Origin of the sequence: Planktomarina temperata RCA23, assembly GCF_000738435.1 — a bacterium.
GTDB lineage: Bacteria > Pseudomonadota > Alphaproteobacteria > Rhodobacterales > Rhodobacteraceae > Planktomarina > Planktomarina temperata.
This window is the reverse complement of the sequence record NZ_CP003984.1, coordinates 2,860,185-2,885,368: the sequence shown is the minus strand read 5'-3', so window position 1 is coordinate 2,885,368 and position 25,184 is coordinate 2,860,185. Positions and strand designations below refer to the sequence as shown.

Sequence of the window (25,184 nt, the reverse complement as noted above, 5' to 3'; positions counted from 1 at the left end):
TGCTTTGGATCTTAGGGTGCGGGCTCGAGGGTCACATCAAAGTCGCATTGAAATTCAAGAACACCGGCGCGAGTTTGCGGACCCAGCCTCAACTGTGCGGGAAACGTGAGTTCAAGCCTGAGTTTTTCTTGCGGCTTCAAGGACAGCGGCGCCAGGGCCTGCGGCTCTGCTGCATCAGCTGCCAATACCAGGCCCGCGCCATCTGCGGTCTGATATTCCGCTATGGGGCAGAGCGGGCCGGGAGTAATGCGCAGTTGTACCTGCGCGTTCTGCTGCTGCTGGCTGAGGTTTTCACAGTCTAGTTTCACCAGCCCATAGCTGTCGAAATATCGACCCGCAGAGGCTGAGACAGAACCGAAATTCAAACTTGACGAAGCAATCGCGCAAAACACTTCGCCGGCCGCGGCGGGGCCGCCCTTCAAGCCAAGCAAAATGCAGCCCAGCCGTAGGGCGGCCGCGGCGTTAGCGGCAGGTGAACGGGCCGAGCGTGGGTTGCAGGTCATCGCTTGGTGGAAATTTAATGGCTGTTTCACAGGTTTCTTCTCCCATTGTGACATTCAAAGTGGTGGAGGCTGGCAAATCTTCAAAAAATACTTCCCCGAAATCTATGACATAGGAGGGATATTCTGCGCCCTCGAATGTGACCTCACTTCCGGCTGGCAAGGCCCTGCCAGAGGCATCCCGAAGTTGCACGATTGCCGAGCGCCGCAGGTGGGTTGAGAGGTTGATAAAGGAGGCGCCAAAGGGATAGGGGTAGACCGTAACCATCGTATTTGTGATGTCATATTCAAACGGAATTTCTTCTGGAGAGATGCTTATTTTATTGGCCTTGCCGCGCCGCAGGTTTGGCACAATGGCATTGCCGTTGCGATCGGTTTTGGTCACTTCCTGACTTTGCAGGTAGACGGGGATGTCGGATGCTTCGCCGGTGGTCACCACCGCATATTGTTGTCCCAGTTTTGGCGCTGCGAAAAATGTTCCATTCGCGCGGCCTAGCACACCGCGACGGGCGTAATATCCAGAGGTGGCAGATGTGCTGTAGCTGAACCTAAGTTGATGATTGGCCGTGCGGCTTGGTTTTTCGAATTTGGCGTCAAGGCGGACCGGACCTGTTTGATCGATGCTGCCGCTGTAGGTTTGAGAAAGCCCCGACTCGCTTTGGCTAAACTTTGAGAAATTAACATCCAATGTGAGCCCGTTTTCACCGATGGCCGAGTTGGCAGTCGTGACCCGTTTTGTGCCGAAGGTTCGGCTGACCAAGAGGGATAGATCCAGTTTTGCGCTCCGGGCGGCGGCGCGAGCCGACAGGGTCCATTTTTCATTCAAGGTGCGAGTCTATTGGGTGGAGAAAGCCGTCACGAGACCGGTGTCCCATTTCTTTTGTACCATGAGCGAGGTGGAGAGCGTGTCCTTCTCCGTTAAGTCCAGCGCGAGAAATCCGCGGATAGCGGCTTGGAAATTGGGCGCATCCTCCGGCCCCTGGCCGACTTGTCGCCAGGCGTGGTTTTGGAAGGTCAGCTGCGCCCCCCAGTTGAAGGTTTCTGGCCGCGTGGCGGGTGATAGATTGGCTTTGACTTGCAGGCCCAACCCGCTGGCGCTGGTACTGGCGGCGGCTGTGGCGTTGCCCATCGTTTTTTCGCGCCAGGCATGTTGTGCGCCGCCACCGAGGAGAGCGCCCCCTGGCCAAAAGGCGACAGACCCCGACGCGGTAATCCGGTCGGTGAGACCGTAGCGTTGTACGCTCGAGGCATAGAGTCCGCGATAGATGCCGCGGCCGCGCGACATAAGGCCGAGACCGTATTGGAACTCATAGGCGCCCTTTCTATATATGCCGGGCATGTTGAAATAGGGAATGCTTTGCGTGGTTTTTCGACCAAATTTATCCGTCAGGACAATGGAGACCGTGCCGTTGCCGTCAATTGAGGGGATGTCTTCCAGGCGAAATTCGCCGCGGTCTACGGAGATGGTTTCTCCTATTTTTGCCTCCCCGATGTAAAATTCAACATCACCCGGCAAGCCAGTTGCGCCCTCGAAAGATAGCGTGTTGAAATGGCTGTGATTGGGCGTGAAGCCAAAGTCGCTGACATAGCTTACCCCGGTGAATCCGGCACCATTGAGGCCCGGTCCTGAAAATCCCGCCTGCTCGCCAAACCGCCAGAGGGCATTTTGTTTGGGCCGGTGGTAGCGGCCTTGGATGCCAAATAGGTCGAGCTCCACCCCGCCTTCGCTATCAGCTTGTATGCGGGCGTTGGCTTGCGCCTGTAGATGTGCGTTTGAATATTCAAACAGACCGGAGGCCTGTGCTGCCAAAGCGCCGGTGCCGGACAGTTGGCTCGTAATGTCGTAGCGCAGGAGCATGCTGGGGATGGGCTCGGCCATGACAGGCGGCGCGCCACCGGCGCCGCGCTTTGCGCTGGAGCCGAAAAGCTGAGGTTGAGCGGTGAAATAGGCACGGGTGGCATCGCCGCTGAAGTGAAGGCTCAAACCGCCAATTTGATCGAGAGCCACATAATCGAGATCAAACAGGCGCGCCAAGGGCGGGGTGACCGCCAGGCCAAGCTGGGCAAAATCTTCTGGGTCAATATAGGCTTGGCCATTGTGAAACTCAAAAAAGAAGAAGAATGGAAGTTTCTCCCCGTTGAGGTAGAGGTCGAAAAAATCTGGCACGAGGTCGGCGCGATCGGCCAGATCAATCCAATAGGCACGCAGTTTTTGGTCAATTTCGGATCGGGTGATGCGCCCATCCTCATCGATATCCAGTGGCGTATAGCGGGTATAGGATTTCGGGGTGTTGTCTTTGGTAAAGACAGGTGTTGTTTCTGTCCCGTCGATATGATCGGGCGCAATGAGTGCGATGCAGATATCGGCCAAGCTGAGCGGCGCCGCGCGGTTGCTTTGAGCGCGGCCTTCGAGCAGCTGACCGATATAGTGTAAGTGCTGCTCAAAGCTGGCCTTGCCCAGATCTTCCTGGCTCGTGCCCAATCGCTGGGCCAGTTCTGGGGTGAATTGGATCAACCCGAGGGTTTCATTCACTGGATTTCGAAACCGATGGTCAAAACTGCCATCGGTTTCAAAGGCGATCACCGCCATTAAGTGCTCAGGGGCCACTAAGAGGGCCTGGGCCAGCGCGGTTATGGCATCCACTTTGTTCTGCGGGATGCCATTTCGCACGACGGCTGATGGCGCGTTCGCGCTGGCCTGCGCCAGGGGTGCAAGCCAGATCCCGCAAGAGATGGAGAGTAAGCGTACATATGTTTTAATACCGGCCACGCTGCCCTATTCATGATTGGCGAGCTGATAGGTTTGGTTCAAGCCCGTCAGTTTGTAGACCGCTTTGCCTGGCAGCATACCTTCCGGCAACTTCACTTGCCATTCACGCCAGGATCCCGCCAAAACATGTGCCAAGCTGTTGTTGGCATAAACGGGCGTGTTTTCTTGGTTGGGGTTCGGATGCAGACCAACGCTCACCACGGTGGCCCGCTGGTTGCCTGAGTTGGTGGCCCGTAGGGTGGCGGTGTCGCCTTGGGTTGTGATGGTCCAGCTCAATTTCGGCCCGCCGGGGGTTTGCGGCGCAACATAGACTGGCAAGACATGGCGCAGGGTCACATCGAGGGTCGATGTGCCTTCCGCAGCTTTCTTCACCTCCGAGGGGACTTCCGCGACGATAAGACGGAAGGTCTGTTCCGATGGGGTGCCGCGCTTGCCGCGAAACCTGAGGCGTACTTTTTTCGATTTTCCGGGGTGGAGTTTGAAACTTGGTGGGCTGACGATGAATAATCTTGTGTCTTCATATTCGTCGACCCCGTCAACCACCGCCCATTTCAAGACTTCGATGTTATAAAGCGTGGGCTGGGTTCGCAGGTTTGTGATTTCCACAACTCCGCGGCCCGAGGCTTCCACGTCAACAATGACGGGAACAATCGTGGAATTGGCTTGAAGGGTGGTCGCTAGAAAAACAATAGTGAAAGCGGAATAAACTATGTGCAGAAAGCCAGTCATAGGAGGTCTCCTAAAAATATGGCCCGTTTGGGGCCGATAAGTGATAGGTATCGCTATACTTAAGGAGTATTAAATCATTGCTTAAAACCGAGGTAAGACAGCAAAATTGTATATGAAAAATCAAATAAGCAGAGAGATTTCTGGCCAGTAACGGTGGACTGAACTGGGCCCTGTGAATGGAATCTCCAGGGCCCAACTCAAGGGATCTAATCGGTCGGATTAGTATGTGATGGTGATGCCCAATGTGTCGGAGTAAGTGCCAACCACACCTGCGCTGTTTTCTTCAGCCAGAACGCGGCCGTAGACTGAGTAGTTCACGGCTTCGCTGCTTGCCGCTACGGCATTGCTGACCAAGGCACCATTTGCTGGGATGTAGCTGTCGACGGCCCGCGATTCATCAAACGCGATGATATACTCCAGATAGTTTTCGCTTTCGGCCTCAGCCAAACGCCGGTTGGTATCAACCAAAGAGCTGCCACCATCAATGGTGATTGTGTAGGTTGTTCCGGTTTTGCAGGCGGCGCCGATGCTGCCCTCTGCGTCTGTTACTGAACCCGGTGTAATGGCGCCAAAATTCAGCGCAACAGCAGAAACGGTGCAGGAGCCTTGAACGTTGCCAGAGACATTCATTGTGCCAGTTGCACTGCCAGCCTGCGCGACCTGCGCAGTTGTCAATGTTGCCAAGAAAAGTGGTGCAGCGAGTTTCATTGCATATGTCATTGTGGTGTCCTTAAATATCTATGTCGTTTTAGATGAAGTCTTGGGAAGAATTGAGAGACTTCGCTGCTCAAATAGGTTTCAATATGCTAACAAAGGGTAAATCTTTCCGGCCCTGTGTCTCAATTGGACAGTTGGCTATAATGGGTCTTCAAAAGTGTAGAAAATGCGCTTTTTATTGTTATCAATAGACAATTTAGTGATCTATTAGCCTTTAAATTAAACCTGTTAGTGATTGGTTTAAACTTTGACGTGTTTTGATCGCGCGAAAGCGTGTTTTCGGAGGGATCGCGCCGCAATAGCGCACGCGCCCGCCGGCTTATGATCCGCCCGCCTATCTGCGGCCATCGAATGTGCGACACTCTGATTTTATTGAACGCGCCCTCTTGTTGGTTGCCCTACAGCCGGATACATCGTGTGGACGAGTTTAAGGGGCGGGCATGGCACAGACACCAAATTCAGCGGCGGAGGTGAGCGAAGAGCGCGCAGCCTCAAAACGAGTTGGCGTGTTACAAGCTCTGCTTCCCTATTTTGCCCCTTACAAAATTTGGGTTGTATTGGCACTGGCGGCCCTCACCATCACGGCCAGCGTGTCATTGATTTTGCCGGTTGCGGCCCGCCGGGTGATTGACGGATTTTCGGTTGGGGATGTGTCCCTACTCAATCAATATTTCATGGGCGCCATTGCAGTGGCCGCGATCTTCGCTCTGGGCACAGGCCTGCGCTATTATGTGGTGACACGTCTTGGCGAGCGCGTGGTCGCAGATTTGCGCAAGGCCATTTTTGACCGCATGATTGGCATGTCACCGGCCTATTTTGAGAAATTGATGACTGGCGAAGTTCTCAGCCGTATCACAACCGACACGACGTTGATCCTGTCGGTCATCGGGTCCTCTGCCAGCTGGATGCTGCGCAATATGCTGATGATGTCTGGTGGATTGATTATGATGCTCTGGACCTCTCCAAAGCTGACCGGTTTGGTGCTCTTGATCGTGCCTCTCATTTTAGGGCCGATTTTGGCATTAGGGCGCAAATTGCGCGGCTTGTCGCGACAAAACCAGGACTGGATTGCGGCCTCCTCTGGGAAGGCGTCGGAATCGCTTTTGTCGGCACAAACCGTACAAGCCTTTACCCATGAGGCCCGCAGCTCGACAGAGTTCTCAAATGTCACCGAGAAAGCCTATGACAGCGCCCGCGCAAGGATCAAAACGCGCGCGCTGATAACGATGATCATTATCTTTGTGGCATTTAGCGGCGTGATGGGGGTTTTGTGGATTGGGGCCATTGACGTGCGCAGTGGCGCCACCACCGCCGGACAGTTGGTGCAATTTGTCATCTATGCTGCCATTGTTGCCAGCTCAACTGCGGCCTTGTCAGAGCTTTGGTCCGAGCTGCAGCGGGCGGCCGGGGCCACGGAACGCCTGGTTGAGCTGTTGGAGGCGGAGGATTCGATTGCCGATCCACAGGAGCCGATCCCGGCGAAACCGGGGGCCTTGGTGTTTGAGGATGTAAAGTTTGCTTTCCCAAGCCGGCCAGACCAGCCGGCGCTCAATGGGGTGAATTTTACGATCAATCCCGGTGAAACGGTGGCTCTGGTGGGACCTTCTGGAGCTGGCAAGTCTACGATTATTCAGCTGGTGCAGCGGTTTTTTGATCCGCAAGCCGGCCATATCACCTTTGGCGGTGTGGCTTTGCCTCAGATGCGGCGCAGTGATTTTCGCCAATTCATGGCGCTTGTTCCGCAAGATCCGGTTGTTTTTGCCAGTTCCGCCTATGACAATATCTTATTTGGCCGCCCAAGTGCCAGCCGCGATGAGGTGATTGCGGCGGCCAAGGCGGCGGCGGCAGATGATTTTATTCGTGCGCTGCCTGATGGCTATGACAGCTATGTCGGCGAGCGCGGCGTGATGCTTTCTGGCGGGCAGAAGCAACGGATTGCCATTGCCCGCGCAATCCTGCGCGATGCGCCGGTGCTCTTGCTGGATGAGGCCACCTCGGCTCTGGATGGCGAGAGTGAGGCTTTGGTACAAAAAGCATTTGAGGCGCTGTCAAAACATCGCACCACCTTGGTGGTGGCGCATCGTTTGGCGACGGTCAAAAATGCCGATCGCATTCTGGTGATGGATCAGGGCCAAATTATAGCGCAGGGCACGCATGCCAGTTTGGTCGCAGAAGGCGGGCTCTACGCGCGCCTGGCCAAATTGCAGTTTTCTCAAACAGATGGTGCCTAGAGGCAATCTGCGCCCAAGCGCGCAAATTCCTTGCGAAATTGATTAATATTTAGCATCCTCCATCATGGCGTGCGGATTGGCGCGCGTGAGTTTGGGAGATGCTTATGGGATTTGCAACTAAAGCTGATCGGGACGCAGTTGAAAACGAAATGCCCTGGGCAGAGCGTGATGTTCCCAAAACAATGTATGAGTTCATCGACCGGGTGGCCGCGCGTCATGGTGCCCGCCCCGGTGTGAGCTTTCAGATCACCTCGGGGCAGGCGGACAAGGCGGAAACGCTGAGCTGGCAAGAGTTTCGAGATAAATCGGTGCAGGCCGCCAATCTATTCCGCCGCTTGGGTGTGGGTGAAAATGACGTCGTGGCTTATCTGTTGCCCATCTGTAACGAGGCGGCCTTGACCCTTGTGGGGGGAAGCATTGCGGGCATTGCCAATCCAATCAACCCTTTGCTGGAACCAGATCAAATTTCTGCGATCCTGCGCGAGACCAATGCGAAGGTCTTGGTCACCCTGCGCGGGTTCCCAAAAACGGATTTGCCACAGCTGGCAGCCGATGCGGTGGCGCAGGCGCCGAATGTGCAGACTGTGTTGGAAGTGGATCTCAACCGCTACCTGACACCGCCGAAATCTTGGATCGTGCCGCTCATTCGTCCGAAAGTCTCCGTCACCCATGCGGCGCAGGTCATGGATTTCAACGCAGAGCTGGCAAAGCAGAACCGCATACTTGATTTTCAAGATGCAACTGAAGATCGTGTCGCTGCCTATTTTCACACGGGTGGCACAACGGGTATGCCGAAGGTTGCGCAACATAAATATTCCGGCATTGTCTATAATGGCTGGCTTGGGGATCGAATGCTGTTTGAGGCCCAGGACACAATCATTTGTCCTCTGCCGCTGTTTCACGTTTTTGCCTGTCATGTGATATTGATGGCCATGATCAGCTCTGGCGCCCATGTGGTCTTTCCCACGCCGCAAGGCTATCGGGGCGAGGGGGTGTTTGATAATTTCTGGAAACTCATAGAGCGGTGGAATGTGACTTTTATGATCACCGTCCCGACCGCGCTGTCAGCGCTGATGCAGCGCCCGGTGAATGCGGATATCTCGTCGCTGCGAACGGCGTTTTCTGGCTCTTCACCATTGCCAATTGAACTGTTCAAGCGCTTTGAGGCGGCAACAGGGGTTGAGGTTGTCGAGGGGTATGGTTTGACTGAGGTGACTTGTTTGGTCTCTTGCAACCCTGATCAAGGTCTCAAAAAAGTTGGGTCCGTTGGGCTGCCCTTGCCGCATACCTCCGTTAAAATTCTGCGTGATGGGCCCAAGGGACCTCAGGAATGCGATGTCGATGAGATTGGAGAAATCTGCGTTGATAATCCGGGGGTCTTTGCAGGTCACACCTATACGGAAGCGGCCAAGAACAAAAATCTCTATCATTTCGCGAGCTACCTGCGCACTGGGGATTTGGGGCGGATGGACGCGGATGGCTACCTGTGGATCACCGGCCGCGCCAAAGATCTTATTATTCGCGGTGGGCATAACATTGATCCGGCCCTGATCGAGGAAGCTTTAGCGGGCCATGAGGCCGTCGGATTTGTCGGCGCAATTGGCCAGCCTGATGCGCATTCGGGGGAAATTCCCTGTGCCTATGTGGAGCTGGTTGCAGGTGCACAGGTCAGCGCTGAGGAGCTCGTGGCTTTTGCCAGTGAACGCGTGGCAGAACGGGCTGCGCAACCAAAATATATTGAGATCATGCCAGAGCTGCCGAAAACGGCGGTGGGAAAGGTCTTCAAACCTGCGCTGCGCAAATCTGCAATCACCCGCATTTATAATGCGGCGCTGTCAGAGGCAGGCGTGCCTGCGGAGGTGCAGACAGTGATTGAGGACAAACAACGCGGGCTTGTGGCGCAAGTGCGTGGCAGCGCTGAAGATGAGGCGGTGAACCAAGTGCTTGGTGGCTTTATCTGGTCTTGGGAACGTGCAGGCTAGAGTGTGCGGGCCAAAGACGCGCCGGCTCAAAAGCCTGGACAGGCTTTGGAGCGCTCACTAGGCTGCGTTTCAACTGATGGATGAGGTAAATTATGGACGCGTCGTTTTCACGCCGTAAACTGGTCACCCCAGCCGAACTCAAGGCGCTTAATACACGCTCAAACCTTTGGGGGGCTGCGCAAATGGCCAGCCATCTGGGGGCAATCGTCTGCGCGGGTTACCTGCACAGCTTGGCTTTGGGCACTGCATGGGTCTGGCTGACAGGCTTTGTCTTGGGTGTTTTGCTCAATTTCCTCTATGCCGCCCAGCATGAGCTGAGCCATGCGACCGTTTTTGCGACCCGCCGGATAAATGTGCTCTTTGGCCGGTTGATTGGCTTTGTGATGATCTTTCCACGAGATTACGATCAGGTCATGCATTTCGCACATCATACCCACACGCAAGATTGGGAGAAAGACGGCGAATTGGTGCGCGCGCCCTATACGCTTGTGACATATCTCTTGTGGCTGTCCGGCGTTACGTATTGGCGCAATCGCATCTTTGGTGTGATCCGCCGCGCGCGGGGGGTGATTATTGAGCCGTTTATCCGCGCCGAAGAAGAGGCCAAGATCGTTCTTGAGAGCCGGGTTCATGTGGCGCTCTATGCGGTGATCCTCTTGGGCTCTGTTGCTTTGAATTCATGGGCGGCGATGAGCTTTTGGCTTTTGCCGATGCTTTTGACCAAACCTGTGCATCAGTTGCAAAATACAATTGAACATTTGGGCCTCAGCCATGAGGACGATATACTAAAAAACACACGCTCCACGCGGACCAATGCGCTGATGCGCTGGCTGTGCTGGCAGATGCCCTATCACACGGCGCATCATGTATTTCCCTCTGTGCCCTTTTGGAAGTTGCGGCAGCTCAATGCCAAGATCGAGGCGCAGGCCGGGCCTGTGCATCGGATGGGCTGGATCGAATTTCAGATTGAAGTCATCAAGCGGTTTGCGCAAAAGGATGAAAGCCAATGGCCCATGGATGAGGTTTGGATTGTGCCGACCTCAGCTGGACGCGAGACGCGCGTTGAGGCTTGAGCTCGCCGCCGCATAGGCGCGTTCCAGCTCTATTAACTTCTGCTTGCGCCACAGCCCGCCGGCATAGCCTGTCAGAGTGCCGTCAGCGCCAATGACGCGGTGGCAGGGCAATACAATTGCGATTTGATTGGCCCCATTGGCGCGAGCAACGGCACGCATGGCCGTGGGTCGCGCTATAGATTGCGCCAATTGCGCATAGGATCGGGTTTGTCCGGCTGGGATGTCTTGCAAAGCGCGCCAGACAGTTTTGGAAAAATCTGTGCCGTGCAAGGCCAGAGGCAGATCGAATTTCGGCCGCCGCCCCACAAAAAATTCTGTCAGCTGCGCTTGCACCCGATCGGTCAAGGCAAAGCGACCAAAACCCAATTGCCCTTTGGAATATTGAAACAGCTGCTGCACCTCGCGGGCCAGGCCCTTGCGTTCGGGAAATTCCAACAAATGCACTTGGGTGGCGTCACAGATGGTCACCATCGCGCCAATGGGTGTGTCGATCCAACTGGCCCGCAACAGGGCATTTTCGGCAAATTCCCCTGGGGCTCGTCCCATGAGCTTTGCGAAAGCGGCGCGAAATGCGCTGGGCGATTTAAATCCTGCGCTCAGCTGGGCCTCGACGACCTTATCGCCCTTGGCCAAGACCTCGGCAGAGTGGCGCAATCGGCGGTGACGGGCCATTTCCAAAAAGGTCATGCCAAAATGGCGCTTGAAGGAGCGCCGTACGGTAGAGGGGTCAAAGCCCATCGCTGCAACGCAGGTCTCGCTCCAGCGACGCATCGGATCTGCGTCAAAGGCTTTCAGCATCTGATCCACAAGCGGATCCAGCCGCGCCACAGGCGCCAGCGGGTGGCAGCGTTTACAAGGCCTAAATCCCGCAGCGATACAATCGCCGGGGTTCTCGAAAAACGTGCAGTTTTCCGGTTTGGGATTGGGGGCCGGGCAGTTGAGGCGGCAAAAAATGCCGGTTGAGGTCACGCCGACATAGGCGCGTCCCTCATAGGCGTCACTGCGGGCGACAAGTGCGTAATAGAGCACATCTGGATCAGGCAAGGAAAACATCATTTCAGCACCCTAGCGCGATTCGCTTCGTCTTGGCGCCGTTTTTCGGGCGTGACTGTGAGTTTTCTTACTAAAGGCCTCTGCATACCCCAACCGCCAAGCCAAACACTTTGCCCGGTGGCAACACCGGGCTGTCACCATCTGGGCATTCTGTTATCTATGGCTATTGCTCAAATTTTGCAGTGATGTCACCACCAAACATATGCGCCCGCCCAGGCAGGCGCTGCCCTCATTTCGTGTTGAAATGGCGTTTTTACCATTGCCTGTCAGTTCGGGCCGGGCTGCGGCCGGATGCGTGAAAATTGCTTGCCTCACCTAGGAACTCATTGCAGGCTGACCAGATGACACAGACTCTCAAAACCTTCACCAGCCTTTGGGCCATGCAGCCGCACGATCAAACAGGGATTAAACTGCCCTATGAGCAGGTCTGCGAAATGGTGGCCGAGGCCGGTTACGACGGGATGGCGATTGATCTGGGGGCCGGTGATGTGGCGCAAGCCCATGAGGTAAGGCCGCATATGGAGCGTTATGGCCTAACGCCTTTGATCGTTGCCTTTCCCAAGAGTGTTGAAAGCCTGCGCGAAACGCTGGTGATGGCAAAGGATTTTGGCAGCCCTTTCGTGGATGTGATTGGTCAGGTGATGCCACTTAGCGTTGATGGGATGATCCCCGTGATCCGGCAATGGATGGATATGGCCGATGAGATTGGCGTTCCCGTACAATTTGAAACCCACCGCAATTGCATCACCAATGATCTTTATTCCACACTTTGCCTGCTTGATGCCATCCCGGAGATGCGGATATGTGCGGACTTGAGCCACTATGTGGTGGACCGCGAATTTTGGTTTCCTCTTTCGGAACGTGACATGGGATTGATCAGCCGCATTTTGCAGCGCTCAGACAGTTTTCAAGGCCGGGTGGCCAGTCGTCAGCAAATTCAACTGCAATTGGATTTTCCGCAGCACCAAAAATGGGTTGAACTGTTCAAAGGCTGGTGGCGCGAAGGGATGCAAGATTGGCGTGCGCGCGCGGAGGGTGATTGCATCTTCCTATGCGAGCTTGGCCCGCCAGAATATGCGATGACCGATGCTCAGGGGCGCGAGATGTCCAACCGCTGGGAAGAGGCTTTGCAGATTAAAGCTTGGGTCGCAGAGATTTGGCAAGAGCTCGGCGGCGATCGTTAAAAGCCGCTCATCGCCTTTGGTGAAAAATAAAGCCGATGAAATTCAAGAGCAATTGCGCTGCCAGAATTTGTGTGCTGTCCGTTGGGTCATAGGCCGGTGCCACTTCAACCAGATCAATCCCGGCGACATGCCCGCGCTGGGCCAGACCCTGTAAAATTTCCAACACGTCGTAATAGAGAAACCCGCCATGGCTTGGCGTGCCGGTGCCCGGGGCGATGGAGGGGCAGAAGGCGTCGATATCGATGGTGACATAATAGCGCGCTCCGGCGGGGATTCGCGCCAGCACGGCCTCAAGCCCTAATGCTCGCACTTGCCGCACCGACAGGATGTCAGACCCGCGGGCCCTTGCGTCATCATAGCCTTCTTTCGCGGTGGAGCTGACGTTGCGAATGCCCAGCTGTGTCATGCCACAGACCCATGGTTTTTCAATTGCGCGGCGCATGGGATTGCCATGGCCCGCAGTCACCCCATGACGGCTGTCCACAAAATCCAAATGGGCGTCAATCTGAACCACATGCACGGGCTCTTGCTCGGAAAAGGCGTTGATGCAGGGGATATTGATGGAATGATCCCCGCCGATCACCACTGGCAGCGCGCCGGCGGCCAAAATCTTGCGCACACCAAATTCAATATTGGCATGGCTTTCATCCGTTTTCGTATGGATGATATCGGCATCACCCAAATCAACGATACGCACATCGCTTGCGAGGTATGTCGCGTCATCCTCATGGTCATAGGCACCGGCATGACCGAAAGAAAATAGAGTTGAGGCTTCGCGGACTGCGCGCGGACCGAAGCGCGCACCGGGGCGCCATTGGGTGCCAAAATCGAAGGGAGCACCCAAAATTGCCACATCGGCCTCAATCGCATCCCAATCTGCGACATAGGGGCGTTTGCCAAAGGTGGAAATTCCAACAAAAGGCAAGTTCAGCCGCCCGGCTTCATAACCATGATCTGACATAGAGGCTCCGTTTCGCTTTTACTGGACCAGTGTTGTGCGATTGGGCTGAAAATGTCGATGAAAAATTGGAGCGAAAAGAGTGAACGCGCCTGCGGCGGGCGTAGGTGAGGGTGGCCACAGACGCGTTCTATCCCAGTTTGCGGAGGGTTTGGCAGGCAAGGCTGGCCTCATCCACTCCGGTGTGGGAACTGTATGTTCTTGTCCCCTTCCAAAAGGGGCTGCAGCAGGTGATGAGGTCAGGATCACGTAAGAGATGCGACAGTGAGGCCGGTGCCATATGGCGTGGCCTTGCCTATTTCGTCCCACCCGCCTTTGCCTCATTGCGCGCTACACTGACACCGCTAAAGGAAGCTTTCGGCTAATGTAATTGCGCTATAGTATACAAATTTGTGCGAATGCGCTTAAATTACCTGTTTAAATTGCATTGGCAGGTCATTTATTCACCTTTCTTTCACAACTTATTTTGCGCCAGTGTTGGCGCAGTGCACGGCCTCTGCTTTGGAGGCTGCCAATAGATCATTTGGCTGCACAATTTGAGCAAAAACGCTCAAAATCATCCCTACTGAAACGACAAAACTACGCGGTATATAGCAAAAGCATTGCAATGTGGTGGGAGTTGGAAAATATAGGCGCTGTATTTTATGCGTTTATCCGATCATGATTTTTTAATTTGGGCGAATTTTATGACTGAATTTGGCGAGAATCTGAGATGGCTCTGCGGTCTGCGGAAATCTGTATCCTTTGTTGCCCGCGAATTGGGGATAAACCGTCAGCAATTCGGGCGCTATGTGAACAATAAGTCCTATCCCAATACCCATAATTTGATCGCCATTTGTGATTATTTCAATGTGCAAGCCGCAGATTTTGAGTTGCCGCACATCGAATTTTCTCAGAAATATCGCAAGGTGTCTTTGCTCAAACAGGGGCCTGCGCAGCGAACCTTGGAGTTTCCACTGGATGCTTATTTTCGCCAGTCGTCGCGCCTTTTAGAACGGTTTCGCGGAGATTATTTAATATATTTCAACACGAAGACCTGGCCGGATCACTATATGATTGCATTTTGTCGCGTGTTTTCGCGTGAGGATTCAACCTTTTTGCGCTACATCATCCGAGGGCGCGAACCGCTTTTGGGCAATCGAATATTGTTCAAAGGTGGCGGGCAGGCGGCGAAGTTTGAACATAACGTATTTATTCAGTCCTATTCAAAACCCTTGGCTGGGCCTTTGGTGTCGGAGATCATTTCAATTCGGGACTGGAAGCATACGGATCTGCTCCCGAGCCGCATGATGTCGACCCATATAGATACAAATGAAATCCTATATAAAGCGCGCCTCTGGCGCCGCCTTGGACTTGGCACAGATCTTAGGGCGGGGCTAAAAGCCAGCGGCTTGGTCCGAAAGACATCACCGCGCGTCTCCACTATGATTCGCGACATACTGGAGGGTCCAAATTTTCAGGTCCACACTGTTTGAGCTTGAGTCTGCGACATGCTCGAAACGCTCTGCGCAGCTCTTTGCGGAAAATTGATTTGAGAGGTAAAAATCTACGATTTACCCCTTGTGGTTTGCGTGGCGAGGGTCTAGCTATCAGGAACTTGGCGCGGGATGGAGCAGCCCGGTAGCTCGTCAGGCTCATAACCTGAAGGTCGTAGGTTCAAATCCTACTCCCGCAACCAAAGTAATTGACGCTAGCTCAATAGGTTAGCGTTTTTTGCGTTTTAAGGCCTATTTGCATCACAGAATAATTGCCGCGTTCATTGCCACTTTTTAACATTCCCTGATGTCCGTCGAATCTCTGATCGAGGGAAAAGCAAATTATAAAGCTTAATCTGCTGTGAATACTCCCGTACCAATCATAGCTTGACCGTTCCCCGAGCTAAGCATTCCTGTGAGGTGTCGGCCATCTTGTTTGGGGGGTTACTTAGCCTAATCCAAACAGATGAAACGCGCCAGGCTCACACAAGGCCCCCTATCCCAAGGCCCCGCGCCTCGCACCTCGGGCCTTTAGTGTTGGGGTGGTGGATTCATTGGGAGGGGGTTTTGTTTGAGGTGGTTATCTCTATTCATGCTCTAATTTCAAGCTGAACCGAGCCGCTGATCTCACCGAGTGACGTCAATTATTGAGCGCATAGGTTCAGGCTGCGCCATTAATTCGATGCGAGTTCTCATTCGTCTGACAGCATCCTTTACTGGTTTGATGCCATGTGGGGCTAGACCTGAACCCAGATGCGGCCGTCGCGCAGTTCGACCGGATAGGTCTTGAGGTCGACAGTTACGGGCGAGGACAAAGCTTTGCCGCTACATATGTCGAACCGACCGCCATGAAGGGGGCATTCGATCACGCAGTCGATAACCAGCCCATCCTCTAGGCTCTGTTCCTCATGGGTGCACATCAGATCGGTAGCAAAGAATCCTTTTTCTGTGTTGTAAATCGCGATCTTTTGGCCATTGTGGTCCCATGCGATGAGGTCTTCTTCGTCAATGTCTTCGGGCGCGCAGGCGTCTATCCATTGGCTCATTTTTTGGCTCCTGGGTGTTCTGACTGGGGATCATTGGTGGGTCGGCGTCCAGCCCTCGAGGGCGTCGAGGAACTTGTCCTTCTCATCTGGTTTCATCCCGATATTGGTGGGTGCATAGGGAAAGTTCCCATCAACTACCTCGCGGTGAAACTCGCCAAGGGCTGCCACACGTTCTTCGTGAATCTGTTTGTGCAGACGGCCTACATCGCCAAAGGCATGGGCATGCTTCGGGGGTTTTTCTTCTTCGCTTGCCTCGCCGCAGACATCGGCCACAAAAGAAAAGATCGCGTCACCGCCCATGCCGGAGCCAAGAGAGAACGTCACCACGGACGTCTTGTCGTTAATGGCAAGGAGCACCTCTTCCGCCAGGCATTCCACTTCGACGGCAAAGACGCCTACATCTTCCATGCGCTTCAACCTCTCCCAGACCTGCATCGCCTCCTCAGAGGTCCGCCCAAAGGCGCGCAGACCGCCGTAATGATGGCTGAATGTCGGTATTAGGCCGATGTGGCTTTGCACGGGAATCCCTTCGCGCGCCATGCATTCCATCACATCGAACGAGCGCAGCGTGTAATACATGTCCGCACCGCGACGCATAGCCTCAAAGGCATGAGCCACAATCTCGTCATCAGAGCCAAACTGCGCCCAAGTGGAACCCGCTCCGGCGAAGTGTGTCGGGGCAAGCTCGCGCACGTCTTCCATCTGATCCGTGCCAACTACGAACAGATCGATCCCAGCATCGACGCACGCTGTGATCTGGTCGCGATCTGCGGGGTTCGACATCGAAAGTTTGCGGTCCGACCCTTTAAGGGCCTTCAGGTCTGTCACAGTATAGTTCCGCTGTGCGGGGTTGCGGCCGAAATCATAGATGCGTTTCATTTTACATGGTCCTTTGGGCCACGCGGACCACCGGGCCGCCTTCTGTGATCATATGGGGCGCTTGCCGGATGGTTGGCGCCTTGGTGGGCCGCCCCAATGACCGGCGAAACACCACCAGCAGCACCTCGAAATTGGTTCGGAAGAAGCCAGGGTCCGGCTCTGGTAGTTGATCCTGTACTGCCTCGGCTAACCGCGGCAGGGCGTGAAACGGCACCTGTGGATAGAGGTGATGTTCAACGTGGTTGTTCATGTTCATGTACAGAAACCGTCCAAGCCAGCTTGTCCGGAAGGACCGCGTGCTTTCCAGGATTGATGGCGAGTTTTCCTGCAGTTCGACATGCTGGATCAGTGTGAAGAGCAGCATGACGGGTGCGCCCAGGATACGCGGCAGAACATATAACCAGAAGGGCCACCAGACTCCAAAGATTGGCGCCAGCAACACCGCTGCATAAATTGCGATCATGATCCGCGCGTTGCGGGTCATCTTGGGTAATTCCTGCTCCGGCGCGACCAGGCGCAGGGTGTCGGTATATCGCCCCAACGCCAAAAGCCCGAATACGGACAAATGAAAGCGTAGCAATGCAAAGCCTGTAGCCTCTGCCACCCAGGCGCCAAAGCCCATAGGGGTGTCAAACGGCATTTGACTATCCTTGCCGATGTGCCACGTATGCGTGTGGTGATTGGTGTGTGTGAAACGCCGGTGCAGGGGCTCCTCCATGTAAAGCAGCGAAGTCACCCAAAGCACGGCTTCATTTAGCCAACGCGTCCGGAACGCTGTGCCATGGGCGGTCTCGTGACTCGCCGCATAGGCTGGTACCGTAAGACAAACGCCATGCAGCAGCATGGCAGGCCACACCCAAAAAGTGCCGAGCGACATCATGACAAGCGCACCGGTCAAAGCCAGACAGATGACCCATTGGCCGAGCCAAATCAGGCCAGGTCGGTCCGTGCGGGCGGCAATCGCCTTTAGTGTCTTCTTGTCAAGTTTGACGCCCGAAGAGGCGGCATTTGTAGGGACGTAGTTAGGCATGGTCAGCTCCCGTAGTTTGAGCCTTCCTCGTCGAGGATGGCTTTGAGTTCGGCCAGGTGGCACTCGGATTGATCTGGATAGTCTTCGAGTTCTTGCGCCGTCTTTTCAGCAATCTCGTCAGATAAGATCCGCAAGGGCTTTCCTGTTTGGAGAGCACGGATATAGGTCTCGGCCGCGCGCTCAAAATAGTAGAGGCGGTTAAACGTATCTGCGACCGTATGACCGATCACGAGTACGCCATGGTTGCCCATGATCATGACCTTCTTGTTGGGGTCGCCGAGCATGTCGGCGCAGCGCAGACCTTCTTCTTCAAAAGCGAGGCCAGCAAAGTCGTGATCGGTCATAGTGCGGTTGAAAAAGATCGCGCTGTTTTGATCAATGGGCGGCAGGGTGCTATCTGCGAGACATGCGAGAACTGTGGCATGGACCGAATGCACATGCATGACACAGCGCGCATGTGAGCACAGTTTATGGATCGAACCATGCAGCCCCCAGGCGGTCGGGTCTGGCGCATTGGGCGTATCCATTGTTGTTGGGTCGTTGGCATCTAGCAGAAGAAGATCAGAGGCTTTGACGCGCGCGAAGTGCTTTTGATTGGGGTTCATCAAGAACCGTGTGCCATCCTCATTCACCGCAAGGCTAAAGTGGTTGGCCACACCCTCATGCATGTTCAGGCGTGCAGCCCAACGGAACGCGGCTGCCATATCAACCCGCTCCTCCCAATAGGCCAGGTTTGCGGTTTTTTGCACATCCAGCATCTCGGTCCTCCCTCAATCTGCCGAATGACCTATACCAAAGCACTTTAGAGGCTGACAAACGATAGATTCTACGCTAATGCATCAGTTCAACTAATGCATAGGTTATGTGTGGAATGCAGTTGGACGGATTACCACCCTTGAACTGGCTGCGCGCGTTTGAGACCAGCGCGCGTCATCTGTCGTTTACCTTGGCGGCTAGTGAACTCAACCTGACCCAATCCGCGGTAAGCCAGCATGTGCGCAGCCTTGAATCCTTTCTTGGCCGTGACCTGTTTCTGCGCAAAACCCGAGCGATTGAACTCACCGAAGCAGGGGCCAACTATTTGCCTGTAGTGCGAGAAGCGTTCCAAATGCTGGCGAGCGGCACGCGCGCCTTTACAGGAGGCGACCGTGGCCGCACTCTGACGCTTCATTGCAATATGGCGTTCTCAGTGCATTGGCTCGCTCCACGCCTGAAACGCCTTTATGCAGCGCATCCATGGATCGTGCTTAACATCGTTACCCCGATCTGGGATCCCGAAAGGCAGGCTGCAAACGCCCAAGTTGAAATCCGTTTCGGTCGTCCAGAGGACATGTCTCCAGCCGCTCAGCAACTCACCAAAGAGCGGTTCTTTCCAGTTTGTGCGCCAAGCTATCAGGAAGGTGAAATTGACCTTGAAACCGCTGTACTGCTCGACTGCGCGGGGATGACCGGATCTTGGGGCACTTGGTTTAAATCGCAAAACCAGCCATTCGACAGGGATGGTTCTGTGACCCTGGTCTCAACATTCGTGATTGCAATTCAGGCAGCGCTTCACGGTGCTGGAATAACCATGGTCCACGACACACTCGCGGAGGATCTCCTCGCCGATGGTCGGGTCATCCAGCCGTTTGATCATTGTCCACCACTGACAGAGGCCTATTTTCTGTCAGATCCGCCTGAACACGCGTCAACGCCAGCATCGCGCGCCTTTAGCGCCTGGTTGAACAGTGAGCTGGTCGGGACCATGTGAGAGGCCAGCCTAACTTGGCAACTGCCATGAATCTTAACATGGGACAGTCGGGTAGGTGAAAAGCAAAAGCGGACATCCAAGTATAGTGCAGCATCTGGTAGGTCTAGGCTCACGGTACTGTCAGACAAACTAACTTGAGACGGGGCGGGCGGTTTCGTAACCTGGCCTTGATGACAAAACACTCCCCATCTGGCTACATGAAACCTGGCCCGGGGTTCCTGGACTATCTTGCTTAGCCCCGGGGACCGGGAACCAAGAACCAGGGCTCTATCGGACAGGGGAGCTCGCACCCACGTCCAGCTTTCAGCGTTGCCAGAGCCCAATCGGTGTTGGATGATTTTGCCCGGTCCGCGGTCCGTGGACCAATAACAGGGGTTACTGTGCCTGATCGCTACAGTTGAGCCGCAGGACCATGGACCGGGGCCCCCCATCATAAGGCCCCGCGTCTCGGACCACGGGCCTTTAGTATTAGCGTTGTAGATTCATTGGGTGGGGGTTTTGTTTACTGCCATTAACTGAAGAAGCAGACATTGCCCTATCCAAGCACTAACGGCTGCTATGTGGACAAAGTGTGAATTCGCTGCAAATGCTCCAATGGCCGCTTCTGTCGAGAAGCTTTAGGATTAGAGGATCGGGATGTAAGCCTTCGGTGCGAAAGCGACGAATAGTTCTGCAGAGACGTCGGTAACTTATGATGGCAATACTACACCCTTGCTATGATGGTTGGACCAAACCAGCTTACCTCGCTTTATGATTGGAAGACATTTGATGCGACCAGATACAATGCATGCGGTTTTATTGACTGGTCACGGCGGCCTGGAAAAATTGGATTACCGAACTGATGTGCTCATACCGCAGCCAAAGCCTGGTGAGTTACTGATCCAGATTGCTGCGGCAGGTATCAACAACACCGATATCAATACTCGTATTGGTTGGTATTCGAAGGCGGTTAACGAGGGCACTGATACCGGTGGCGCAACTGGCTTTGACAGTGTGGACGATGATGACGCTAGCTGGTCAGGCACGCCGCTGACCTTCCCGCGCATCCAAGGTGCCGATGTCTGCGGTTATATCGTGGCTGTTGGTGACGGGGTCAGCGACGCGCGTATCGGAGAACGGGTCTTGGTCCGTAATATGTTGCGCACTTACGTTGATTTTCGCCCCTATGAATGTTGGACGATTGGCAGTGAATGTGACGGAGGCTTCGCTCAATTTGTTGTAGCACCGGCCCGCGAAACCCACCGTGTCGACTGCGATTGGACCGACGCAGAGCTTGCTTCGATCCCTTGCGCTTATTCAACAGCAGAGAACATGTTGCATCGCGCAGGCGTTGGTGCGGAACGGGTCTTGATCTCAGGCGCGTCAGGAGGAGTTGGCTCAGCCGCTGTGCAACTCGCAAAGCGACGTGGAGCTGAGGTCATCGCGCTGTCGTCAGTGGCCAAGGCAGAAGAGGTAAGAGCTTTGGGCGCAGATCAGGTTCTCGACCGGAACGTCGATCTGGTGGCGGAATTGGGCACGGGCTCGATTGATGTGGTGATTGATCTTGTTGCCGGGGAACAATGGCCCTCTTTTCTTGATGTCTTGCGGCGCGGTGGGCGGTACGTAACCGCTGGTGCCATTGCTGGGCCAATCGCGCAGATTGACGTGCGGACGCTGTACCTCAAGGATCTCACCCTCATGGGCTGCACCTTTCAGGAAGATGAAGTGTTTGCCAATCTGATCAGCTATATCGAAGCCGGAGAAATTCGCCCTGTTGTTGCCAAAACGTACCCGTTGCGTGACATCGCGCAGGCGCAAGAGGATTTCCTGGTAAAGAAGCATACGGGAAAACTGGTCCTGATCCCGCCGGAGGTATCTTCGTGAAAATCGCTCACCTGAATATCTACCAATATGATTTACCGGTCAAAAATGGCCCATACACAATGTCATATGGTGAGATATTCTCGCTGGACACGACGCTGGTGAAACTGGTCACAGACACTGGCGTTGTCGGCTGGGGCGAAACATGCCCGCTGGGGCCGGTTTATGCCGAAGCCCACGCCAAAGGGGCGCGCGCAGCCCTATTGGAGATGGCTCCGGGATTGATCGGTACGGAGGTCTTGCCGCTTAGCGTGCACCGACAGATGGATAATCTGCTCCATGGCCATAACTATGCGAAAGCTGCGATCGACATTGCCGTCTTTGACGCGTTGGGCAAATCCCTTGGACTTCGTGTTGCAGATCTGTTGGGTGGGGCCGCGATGGACCGCGTTCCTTCGTATTACGCGATCGGGATCGAAACGCCAGACAACGCTGGGCGGATAGCAGCTGCAAAACGCGCAGAAGGCTACCCGCGACTGCAATTGAAGGTCGGCGCACATTCACCAGAAGTCGACGTTGAGGTGATCCGCAAGGTTTGGGAGGCCATCAAAGGCAGTGGCATGCGTCTTGCCATTGATGCCAACAGAGGCTGGAGCACCCGCGATGCCATGTACATCAGCCGTTCATGCGCCGATATTCCGTTCGTTCTGGAGCAACCATGCAGCACAAATGACGAACTGCGCCAACTGCGGCCATTGCTTCACCACCCACTTTACATCGACGAGAGTTCTTATGATGTGAACACAGTGATTAGCGCTGCTGGCTCAGGGTTGGTTGATGGCTTTGGGCTGAAACTTACCAGGCTGGGCGGGTTGCAGCCGATGACGACGGTGCGCGACATTTGCGCGGCGCGGAATTTGCCGCACTCATGTGACGACGCATGGGGTGGCGATATCCTTGCAGCGGCTTGCACCCATTTAGGGGCAACAGTGCGCCCAGACTTGTTGGAAGGTGTTTGGTTGGCAGCGCCCTATATCGACGGCCACTATTGCGGTGAAAGTGGCCTGGAGGTTGTAGGCGGTCATATTGATCTTCCGAAGGGCCCAGGCCTGGGCATCACGCCAGATGAGGCACTCTTTGGCGACCCCGTTGCCGCGTTTTAAATCACGCTAGCAGTTTGGGCGCAGAATTATACCAATTTGCACTTTGCAGCCGTTAAAACAAATTGCAGCATCGCTCAAAGTGGGCTCAAAAAGCCCTTCGCCGCAATTTTAATGAATGACTGCTTTAGCCCAACACTTAAAGCTGAGCCTAGACACTAGCGGACCATAGAGCGCGCACCTATGTCCTGCCTTCAGCGTTGTCTGATCTCAATTTGCGCTGGGTGGTTTTGCTGGGACCGCGGTCCGTGGACTGTCAGCAGGGTTACTGCGCCCAATCCAAACAGATGAAACGCGCCAGGCTCACACAAGGCCCCCTATCATAAGGCCCCGCGTCTCGGACCACGGGCCTTTAGTATTAGTGTTGTAAATTCATTCGGGGGTAATTTTGTTTGGTAACGCCACCTCTATCCACGTATCAATTCCAAGTTAAACCGAACCGCCGCTCTCGCTGAGTGGCGTCAATTATTGCGCGCATAGATTTAGGCTGTGCCTGCAATACGATGCGAGTTCTCATGTCGTCTTACAGCATCCTTTTAATTAGTCTTACAGCACCATAGAGTCAGGTTTCGTGAAGCCCTATCGATCCGCGAGGTCTGCCATAAGAAAACGAGACTACAATTAAAGGGGCCTTCACGTATGATATGGGGGGGCCTTGGGCACCTTTGCAGTTAGATGGTGGGGTAGCATGCAGTACAATCTGATAACTCTGAAAATGTTCTTGACCGTTGCCAGAACGGGGAGCATTTCTCAAGCATCTGAAGCTGAGAACATAGCTGCTTCAGCCATTAGCAAACGCATCTCAGATTTAGAAGATCAGATTGGAACTCCACTGTTTTATCGGCAAACACGGGGGGTTGAGTTGACACCAGCGGGGCATGAACTCGCCCGGCATTCCTCGAACCTATTCCGATTGGTGGAACGTATGGAAAACCAGATGCATGATTTTGCAACCGGAGCTAAAGGTTCAGTTCGTATTGCGGCAAATACATCAGCAATCACGCAATTTCTTCCTGAAGATCTGGCTGGTTTTGCAGAGAATTACCCAGATGTAAGGATTGACCTGAGTGAGAGAACCTCTGAGGAAATACTTACCGCCGTACGAGATGGTTTGGCAGATCTAGGAATTTTTTCGGGGATGGTCGAAGAACCAGAATTGGAGGTTCTTACCTATCGTCTTGATACATTGGTGGTGGTAATGGGCAAGGAGCATCCTTACCGGCCTGACCATCCGGTTAAATTCGCTGAGTTTGCCAAACTTGATATGGTGGGTTTGCAAAGTGGCAGCTCATTGCAGGCTTTTCTGGAGGTGTGTGCCGGTGAACAGGGGCTGACACTTAAAACGCGTGTTGAAACTCTTAGTTTTGATGGTGTGCGTCGGATGGTCGAAGCCGGTCTAGGTATCGCAGTGCTGCCACTCGGAGCCGTCGAACCTTACCTCGAAAGTGCCCAGTTGCGGATGCAGGAAATTGATGAAGATTGGGCAGTTCGGACGCTCAAGCTTGCCGTTAAAGACTTGAGTGCAGTGTCTAACGCCGTTCGAGCCTTGGTGGAGCATCTGATCGCCCAAAATTTGACTGACAAATAGTTCAACTTTTCTTTCCAATCGGTGTCAACCGCTACATTGGGGCATCACTGACCGGCCAAAATTTGCCTTATTAACAGGTTTTTGCTCACTTTTTCATATTGCCATCCCTAACGGTGATACCCCCATTCGGAATTTGAGACTCCTGAAAGCGGCTATCCAAGCGTTACCCATAGTTTGTGCTTCAAAAAAAACCCTATGGGAGGATAAGATGAAAAGAACGTCCAGAGTAATTACCAGTGCTGCTATACTTGCTTGCGTCGTGGCCACAACGGCATACGCCGAAAAGATCAAAATTAATATGCCATCGACATTCGCTGGTTCACTAACTCAACTCGGTACAGCCGGTGTACGATTTTCAGAAACTGTAAATTTGATCTCTGGTGGCGATATTGAGGTTAAATTCTATGATCCGAACGCTCTGATTCCACCATTAGAAATTTATGACAATGTATCCACTGGAGCGGTGGATGCAGGTTGGTCAACCTCGGGTTATTGGGGGTCTAAAAACTCGGCCTTGAACTTGTTTGCTGCCGTACCTTTTGGTCCAGGCCCAGGTGAATATCTGGCATGGATGTGGAATGGGGACGGTGAAAAGCTTATGAACGAACTTTACCATCCCGTAGGCATCCACGGACAAGTTTGCGGCATCGTCTCGCCGGAAACCTCCGGCTGGTTTAAAGAAGAAATTAATTCAGCAGAGGACCTGGCAGGGTTGAAAATGCGCTTTTACGGCCTTGGTGCCTTGGTGATGCAGAAAATGGGTGTCGACACCCAGCTTCTAGCCGGTGGCGACATCTATCCGGCGTTGGAGCGTGGCACCATCGATGCAACCGAATTCTCGATGCCTGCAATCGACCAGAACCTTGGATTTTATAATCTGGCCAAACACAACTATTTTCCCGGTTGGCACCAACAGTCGACCATTCAGGAACTTCTTGTGAATAAGGCCGTTTGGGACGGCATGACGGATCAGCAACGTGCGATCATCACGACGGCATGCCGCGCGACTGTAGCAACGCAGCTAGCAGAGGGTGAAGCCATTCAAGGCAAGGCGCTACTTGAAATGCGTGCTGAAGGTGTGACGACCCACCGTTGGCCAGATGAATTCCTCGACACGCTTGAGGCTGAATGGGACGGGATTGCAGTTGGGATGGCTGCGGAAAATCCCGATTTTGACCGGGTGTGGAAGAACCTTCAGGCATTCCGTGCTGACTACAAAGTCTGGAAAGATCTGGCCTACCTCGATTGATGGGCTGATA

General features: G+C 54.1%; 21 protein-coding genes and 1 tRNA gene. 11 read left to right on the top strand and 11 right to left on the bottom strand.

Translation table 11 applies throughout. From position 1 onward, the window contains the following. Positions 1-11: 11 nt before the first annotated feature. The 5 genes from RCA23_RS13910 to RCA23_RS13890 form a co-directional block, all read right to left on the bottom strand. On the bottom strand, positions 12-503 hold the full coding sequence (locus RCA23_RS13910; RefSeq protein ID WP_044050821.1) for a hypothetical protein: 492 nt from the start codon (positions 501-503) through the stop codon (positions 12-14). After that, positions 463-1,326: a fimbria/pilus outer membrane usher protein gene (locus RCA23_RS13905; protein WP_044050820.1), complete on the bottom strand. Its 864-nt coding sequence runs from the start codon at positions 1,324-1,326 to the stop codon at positions 463-465. The genes RCA23_RS13910 and RCA23_RS13905 overlap by 41 nt, the downstream gene beginning before the upstream one ends. 9 nt (positions 1,327-1,335) lie before the next feature. After that, positions 1,336-3,171, bottom strand: a complete 1,836-nt coding sequence (locus RCA23_RS13900) for a fimbria/pilus outer membrane usher protein (protein ID WP_169701425.1) — start codon at positions 3,169-3,171, stop codon at positions 1,336-1,338. 105 nt (positions 3,172-3,276) lie between these two features. Next, positions 3,277-3,999, bottom strand: a complete 723-nt coding sequence (locus RCA23_RS13895; RefSeq protein ID WP_044050818.1) for a fimbrial biogenesis chaperone — start codon at positions 3,997-3,999, stop codon at positions 3,277-3,279. A 219-nt stretch (positions 4,000-4,218) separates the two neighbouring features. Beyond that, positions 4,219-4,719 carry a Csu type fimbrial protein gene (locus tag RCA23_RS13890; protein ID WP_044050817.1) on the bottom strand — a complete coding sequence of 167 codons (501 nt, stop codon included), beginning with the start codon at positions 4,717-4,719 and terminating at the stop codon, positions 4,219-4,221. Positions 4,720-5,156: 437 nt separating this feature from the next. Between RCA23_RS13890 and RCA23_RS13885 the strand changes: the two genes are divergently transcribed. The 3 genes from RCA23_RS13885 to RCA23_RS13875 all read left to right on the top strand — a co-directional run bounded on the left by RCA23_RS13885 (position 5,157) and on the right by RCA23_RS13875 (position 10,002). Then, positions 5,157-6,947 (top strand): ABC transporter transmembrane domain-containing protein, encoded by a 1,791-nt coding sequence (locus tag RCA23_RS13885; protein WP_044050816.1) that lies wholly within the window; start codon positions 5,157-5,159, stop codon positions 6,945-6,947. Positions 6,948-7,051: 104 nt separating this feature from the next. Continuing rightward, positions 7,052-8,929, top strand: coding sequence for an acyl-CoA synthetase (locus RCA23_RS13880; RefSeq protein ID WP_044050815.1), 1,878 nt, complete (start codon positions 7,052-7,054; stop codon positions 8,927-8,929). A gap of 92 nt (positions 8,930-9,021) precedes the next feature. Continuing rightward, entirely contained in the window at positions 9,022-10,002 is a 981-nt protein-coding gene (locus RCA23_RS13875; protein WP_044050814.1) for a fatty acid desaturase, read from the top strand. On the opposite strand, the gene RCA23_RS13870 is transcribed toward RCA23_RS13875, so the two are convergent. Further along, positions 9,970-11,058, bottom strand: a complete 1,089-nt coding sequence (locus RCA23_RS13870; RefSeq protein ID WP_044050813.1) for a bifunctional transcriptional activator/DNA repair enzyme AdaA — start codon at positions 11,056-11,058, stop codon at positions 9,970-9,972. The genes RCA23_RS13875 and RCA23_RS13870 overlap by 33 nt on opposite strands. A 338-nt stretch (positions 11,059-11,396) precedes the next feature. Between RCA23_RS13870 and RCA23_RS13865 the strand changes: the two genes are divergently transcribed. After that, positions 11,397-12,239 carry a sugar phosphate isomerase/epimerase family protein gene (locus tag RCA23_RS13865; RefSeq protein ID WP_044050812.1) on the top strand — a complete coding sequence of 281 codons (843 nt, stop codon included), beginning with the start codon at positions 11,397-11,399 and terminating at the stop codon, positions 12,237-12,239. Positions 12,240-12,246: 7 nt separating this feature from the next. On the opposite strand, the gene speB is transcribed toward RCA23_RS13865, so the two are convergent. Further along, positions 12,247-13,200: an agmatinase gene (speB, locus tag RCA23_RS13860; RefSeq protein ID WP_044050811.1), complete on the bottom strand. Its 954-nt coding sequence runs from the start codon at positions 13,198-13,200 to the stop codon at positions 12,247-12,249. A gap of 683 nt (positions 13,201-13,883) precedes the next feature. Here speB and RCA23_RS16100 point away from each other — a divergent pair. Continuing rightward, a complete protein-coding gene (locus RCA23_RS16100; RefSeq protein ID WP_169701424.1) occupies positions 13,884-14,672 on the top strand; it encodes a helix-turn-helix domain-containing protein in 789 nt (262 codons plus the stop codon). A 126-nt stretch (positions 14,673-14,798) separates the two neighbouring features. Beyond that, positions 14,799-14,875 (top strand) — tRNA-Met (locus RCA23_RS13850). Between the two features lie 534 nt (positions 14,876-15,409). Here RCA23_RS13850 and RCA23_RS13845 read toward each other — a convergent pair. From RCA23_RS13845 to RCA23_RS13830, 4 genes are read right to left on the bottom strand one after another with little or no spacing between them, the layout of a single operon-like run. After that, positions 15,410-15,718: a non-heme iron oxygenase ferredoxin subunit gene (locus RCA23_RS13845; RefSeq protein ID WP_044050809.1), complete on the bottom strand. Its 309-nt coding sequence runs from the start codon at positions 15,716-15,718 to the stop codon at positions 15,410-15,412. Positions 15,719-15,748: 30 nt separating this feature from the next. Continuing rightward, positions 15,749-16,597 (bottom strand): 3-methyl-2-oxobutanoate hydroxymethyltransferase, encoded by an 849-nt coding sequence (locus RCA23_RS13840; protein ID WP_044050808.1) that lies wholly within the window; start codon positions 16,595-16,597, stop codon positions 15,749-15,751. A 1-nt stretch (position 16,598) separates the two neighbouring features. After that, positions 16,599-17,627 carry a fatty acid desaturase gene (locus RCA23_RS13835; protein WP_044050807.1) on the bottom strand — a complete coding sequence of 343 codons (1,029 nt, stop codon included), beginning with the start codon at positions 17,625-17,627 and terminating at the stop codon, positions 16,599-16,601. A gap of 2 nt (positions 17,628-17,629) precedes the next feature. Next, complete coding sequence (locus tag RCA23_RS13830; RefSeq protein WP_044050806.1) at positions 17,630-18,385, bottom strand: class II aldolase and adducin N-terminal domain-containing protein; 756 nt, start codon at positions 18,383-18,385, stop codon at positions 17,630-17,632. A gap of 113 nt (positions 18,386-18,498) precedes the next feature. On the opposite strand from RCA23_RS13830, the gene RCA23_RS13825 reads away from it, so the two are divergent. The 5 genes from RCA23_RS13825 (at position 18,499) to RCA23_RS13805 (ending at position 25,174) form a co-directional block, all read left to right on the top strand. Beyond that, a complete protein-coding gene (locus RCA23_RS13825; RefSeq protein WP_044051605.1) occupies positions 18,499-19,377 on the top strand; it encodes a LysR family transcriptional regulator in 879 nt (292 codons plus the stop codon). A gap of 768 nt (positions 19,378-20,145) precedes the next feature. After that, on the top strand, positions 20,146-21,240 hold the full coding sequence (locus RCA23_RS13820; RefSeq protein ID WP_201770466.1) for a zinc-binding dehydrogenase: 1,095 nt from the start codon (positions 20,146-20,148) through the stop codon (positions 21,238-21,240). Continuing rightward, the gene (locus RCA23_RS13815; RefSeq protein WP_044050804.1) at positions 21,237-22,340 is read left to right on the top strand and encodes a mandelate racemase/muconate lactonizing enzyme family protein; all 1,104 of its coding nucleotides are present in this window, start codon (positions 21,237-21,239) and stop codon (positions 22,338-22,340) included. Before RCA23_RS13820 ends, RCA23_RS13815 begins: the two co-directional genes overlap by 4 nt. Before the next feature lie 685 nt (positions 22,341-23,025). Then, positions 23,026-23,925 carry a LysR substrate-binding domain-containing protein gene (locus RCA23_RS13810; protein ID WP_044050803.1) on the top strand — a complete coding sequence of 300 codons (900 nt, stop codon included), beginning with the start codon at positions 23,026-23,028 and terminating at the stop codon, positions 23,923-23,925. A 208-nt stretch (positions 23,926-24,133) separates the two neighbouring features. After that, the gene (locus RCA23_RS13805) at positions 24,134-25,174 is read left to right on the top strand and encodes a TRAP transporter substrate-binding protein (RefSeq protein ID WP_044050802.1); all 1,041 of its coding nucleotides are present in this window, start codon (positions 24,134-24,136) and stop codon (positions 25,172-25,174) included. Positions 25,175-25,184: the final 10 nt, after the last annotated feature.

Excerpts from the sequence above, each read along its gene's own strand:
- RCA23_RS16100 (WP_169701424.1), top strand. The coding sequence starts at position 13,884 with ATGACTGAATTTGGCGAGAATCTGAGATGGCTCTGCGGTCTGCGGAAA.
- RCA23_RS13890 (WP_044050817.1), bottom strand. The coding sequence starts at position 4,719 with ATGACATATGCAATGAAACTCGCTGCACCACTTTTCTTGGCAACATTG.
- RCA23_RS13865 (WP_044050812.1), top strand. The coding sequence starts at position 11,397 with ATGACACAGACTCTCAAAACCTTCACCAGCCTTTGGGCCATGCAGCCG.
- RCA23_RS13825 (WP_044051605.1), top strand. The coding sequence starts at position 18,499 with ATGCAGTTGGACGGATTACCACCCTTGAACTGGCTGCGCGCGTTTGAG.
- RCA23_RS13875 (WP_044050814.1), top strand. The coding sequence starts at position 9,022 with ATGGACGCGTCGTTTTCACGCCGTAAACTGGTCACCCCAGCCGAACTC.
- RCA23_RS13820 (WP_201770466.1), top strand. The coding sequence starts at position 20,146 with ATGCGACCAGATACAATGCATGCGGTTTTATTGACTGGTCACGGCGGC.
- RCA23_RS13870 (WP_044050813.1), bottom strand. The coding sequence starts at position 11,058 with ATGATGTTTTCCTTGCCTGATCCAGATGTGCTCTATTACGCACTTGTC.
- speB (WP_044050811.1), bottom strand. The coding sequence starts at position 13,200 with ATGTCAGATCATGGTTATGAAGCCGGGCGGCTGAACTTGCCTTTTGTT.
- RCA23_RS13845 (WP_044050809.1), bottom strand. The coding sequence starts at position 15,718 with ATGAGCCAATGGATAGACGCCTGCGCGCCCGAAGACATTGACGAAGAA.
- RCA23_RS13885 (WP_044050816.1), top strand. The coding sequence starts at position 5,157 with ATGGCACAGACACCAAATTCAGCGGCGGAGGTGAGCGAAGAGCGCGCA.
- RCA23_RS13805 (WP_044050802.1), top strand. The coding sequence starts at position 24,134 with ATGAAAAGAACGTCCAGAGTAATTACCAGTGCTGCTATACTTGCTTGC.
- RCA23_RS13895 (WP_044050818.1), bottom strand. The coding sequence starts at position 3,999 with ATGACTGGCTTTCTGCACATAGTTTATTCCGCTTTCACTATTGTTTTT.
- RCA23_RS13880 (WP_044050815.1), top strand. The coding sequence starts at position 7,052 with ATGGGATTTGCAACTAAAGCTGATCGGGACGCAGTTGAAAACGAAATG.
- RCA23_RS13910 (WP_044050821.1), bottom strand. The coding sequence starts at position 503 with ATGACCTGCAACCCACGCTCGGCCCGTTCACCTGCCGCTAACGCCGCG.
- RCA23_RS13830 (WP_044050806.1), bottom strand. The coding sequence starts at position 18,385 with ATGCTGGATGTGCAAAAAACCGCAAACCTGGCCTATTGGGAGGAGCGG.
- RCA23_RS13810 (WP_044050803.1), top strand. The coding sequence starts at position 23,026 with ATGCAGTACAATCTGATAACTCTGAAAATGTTCTTGACCGTTGCCAGA.
- RCA23_RS13840 (WP_044050808.1), bottom strand. The coding sequence starts at position 16,597 with ATGAAACGCATCTATGATTTCGGCCGCAACCCCGCACAGCGGAACTAT.
- RCA23_RS13835 (WP_044050807.1), bottom strand. The coding sequence starts at position 17,627 with ATGCCTAACTACGTCCCTACAAATGCCGCCTCTTCGGGCGTCAAACTT.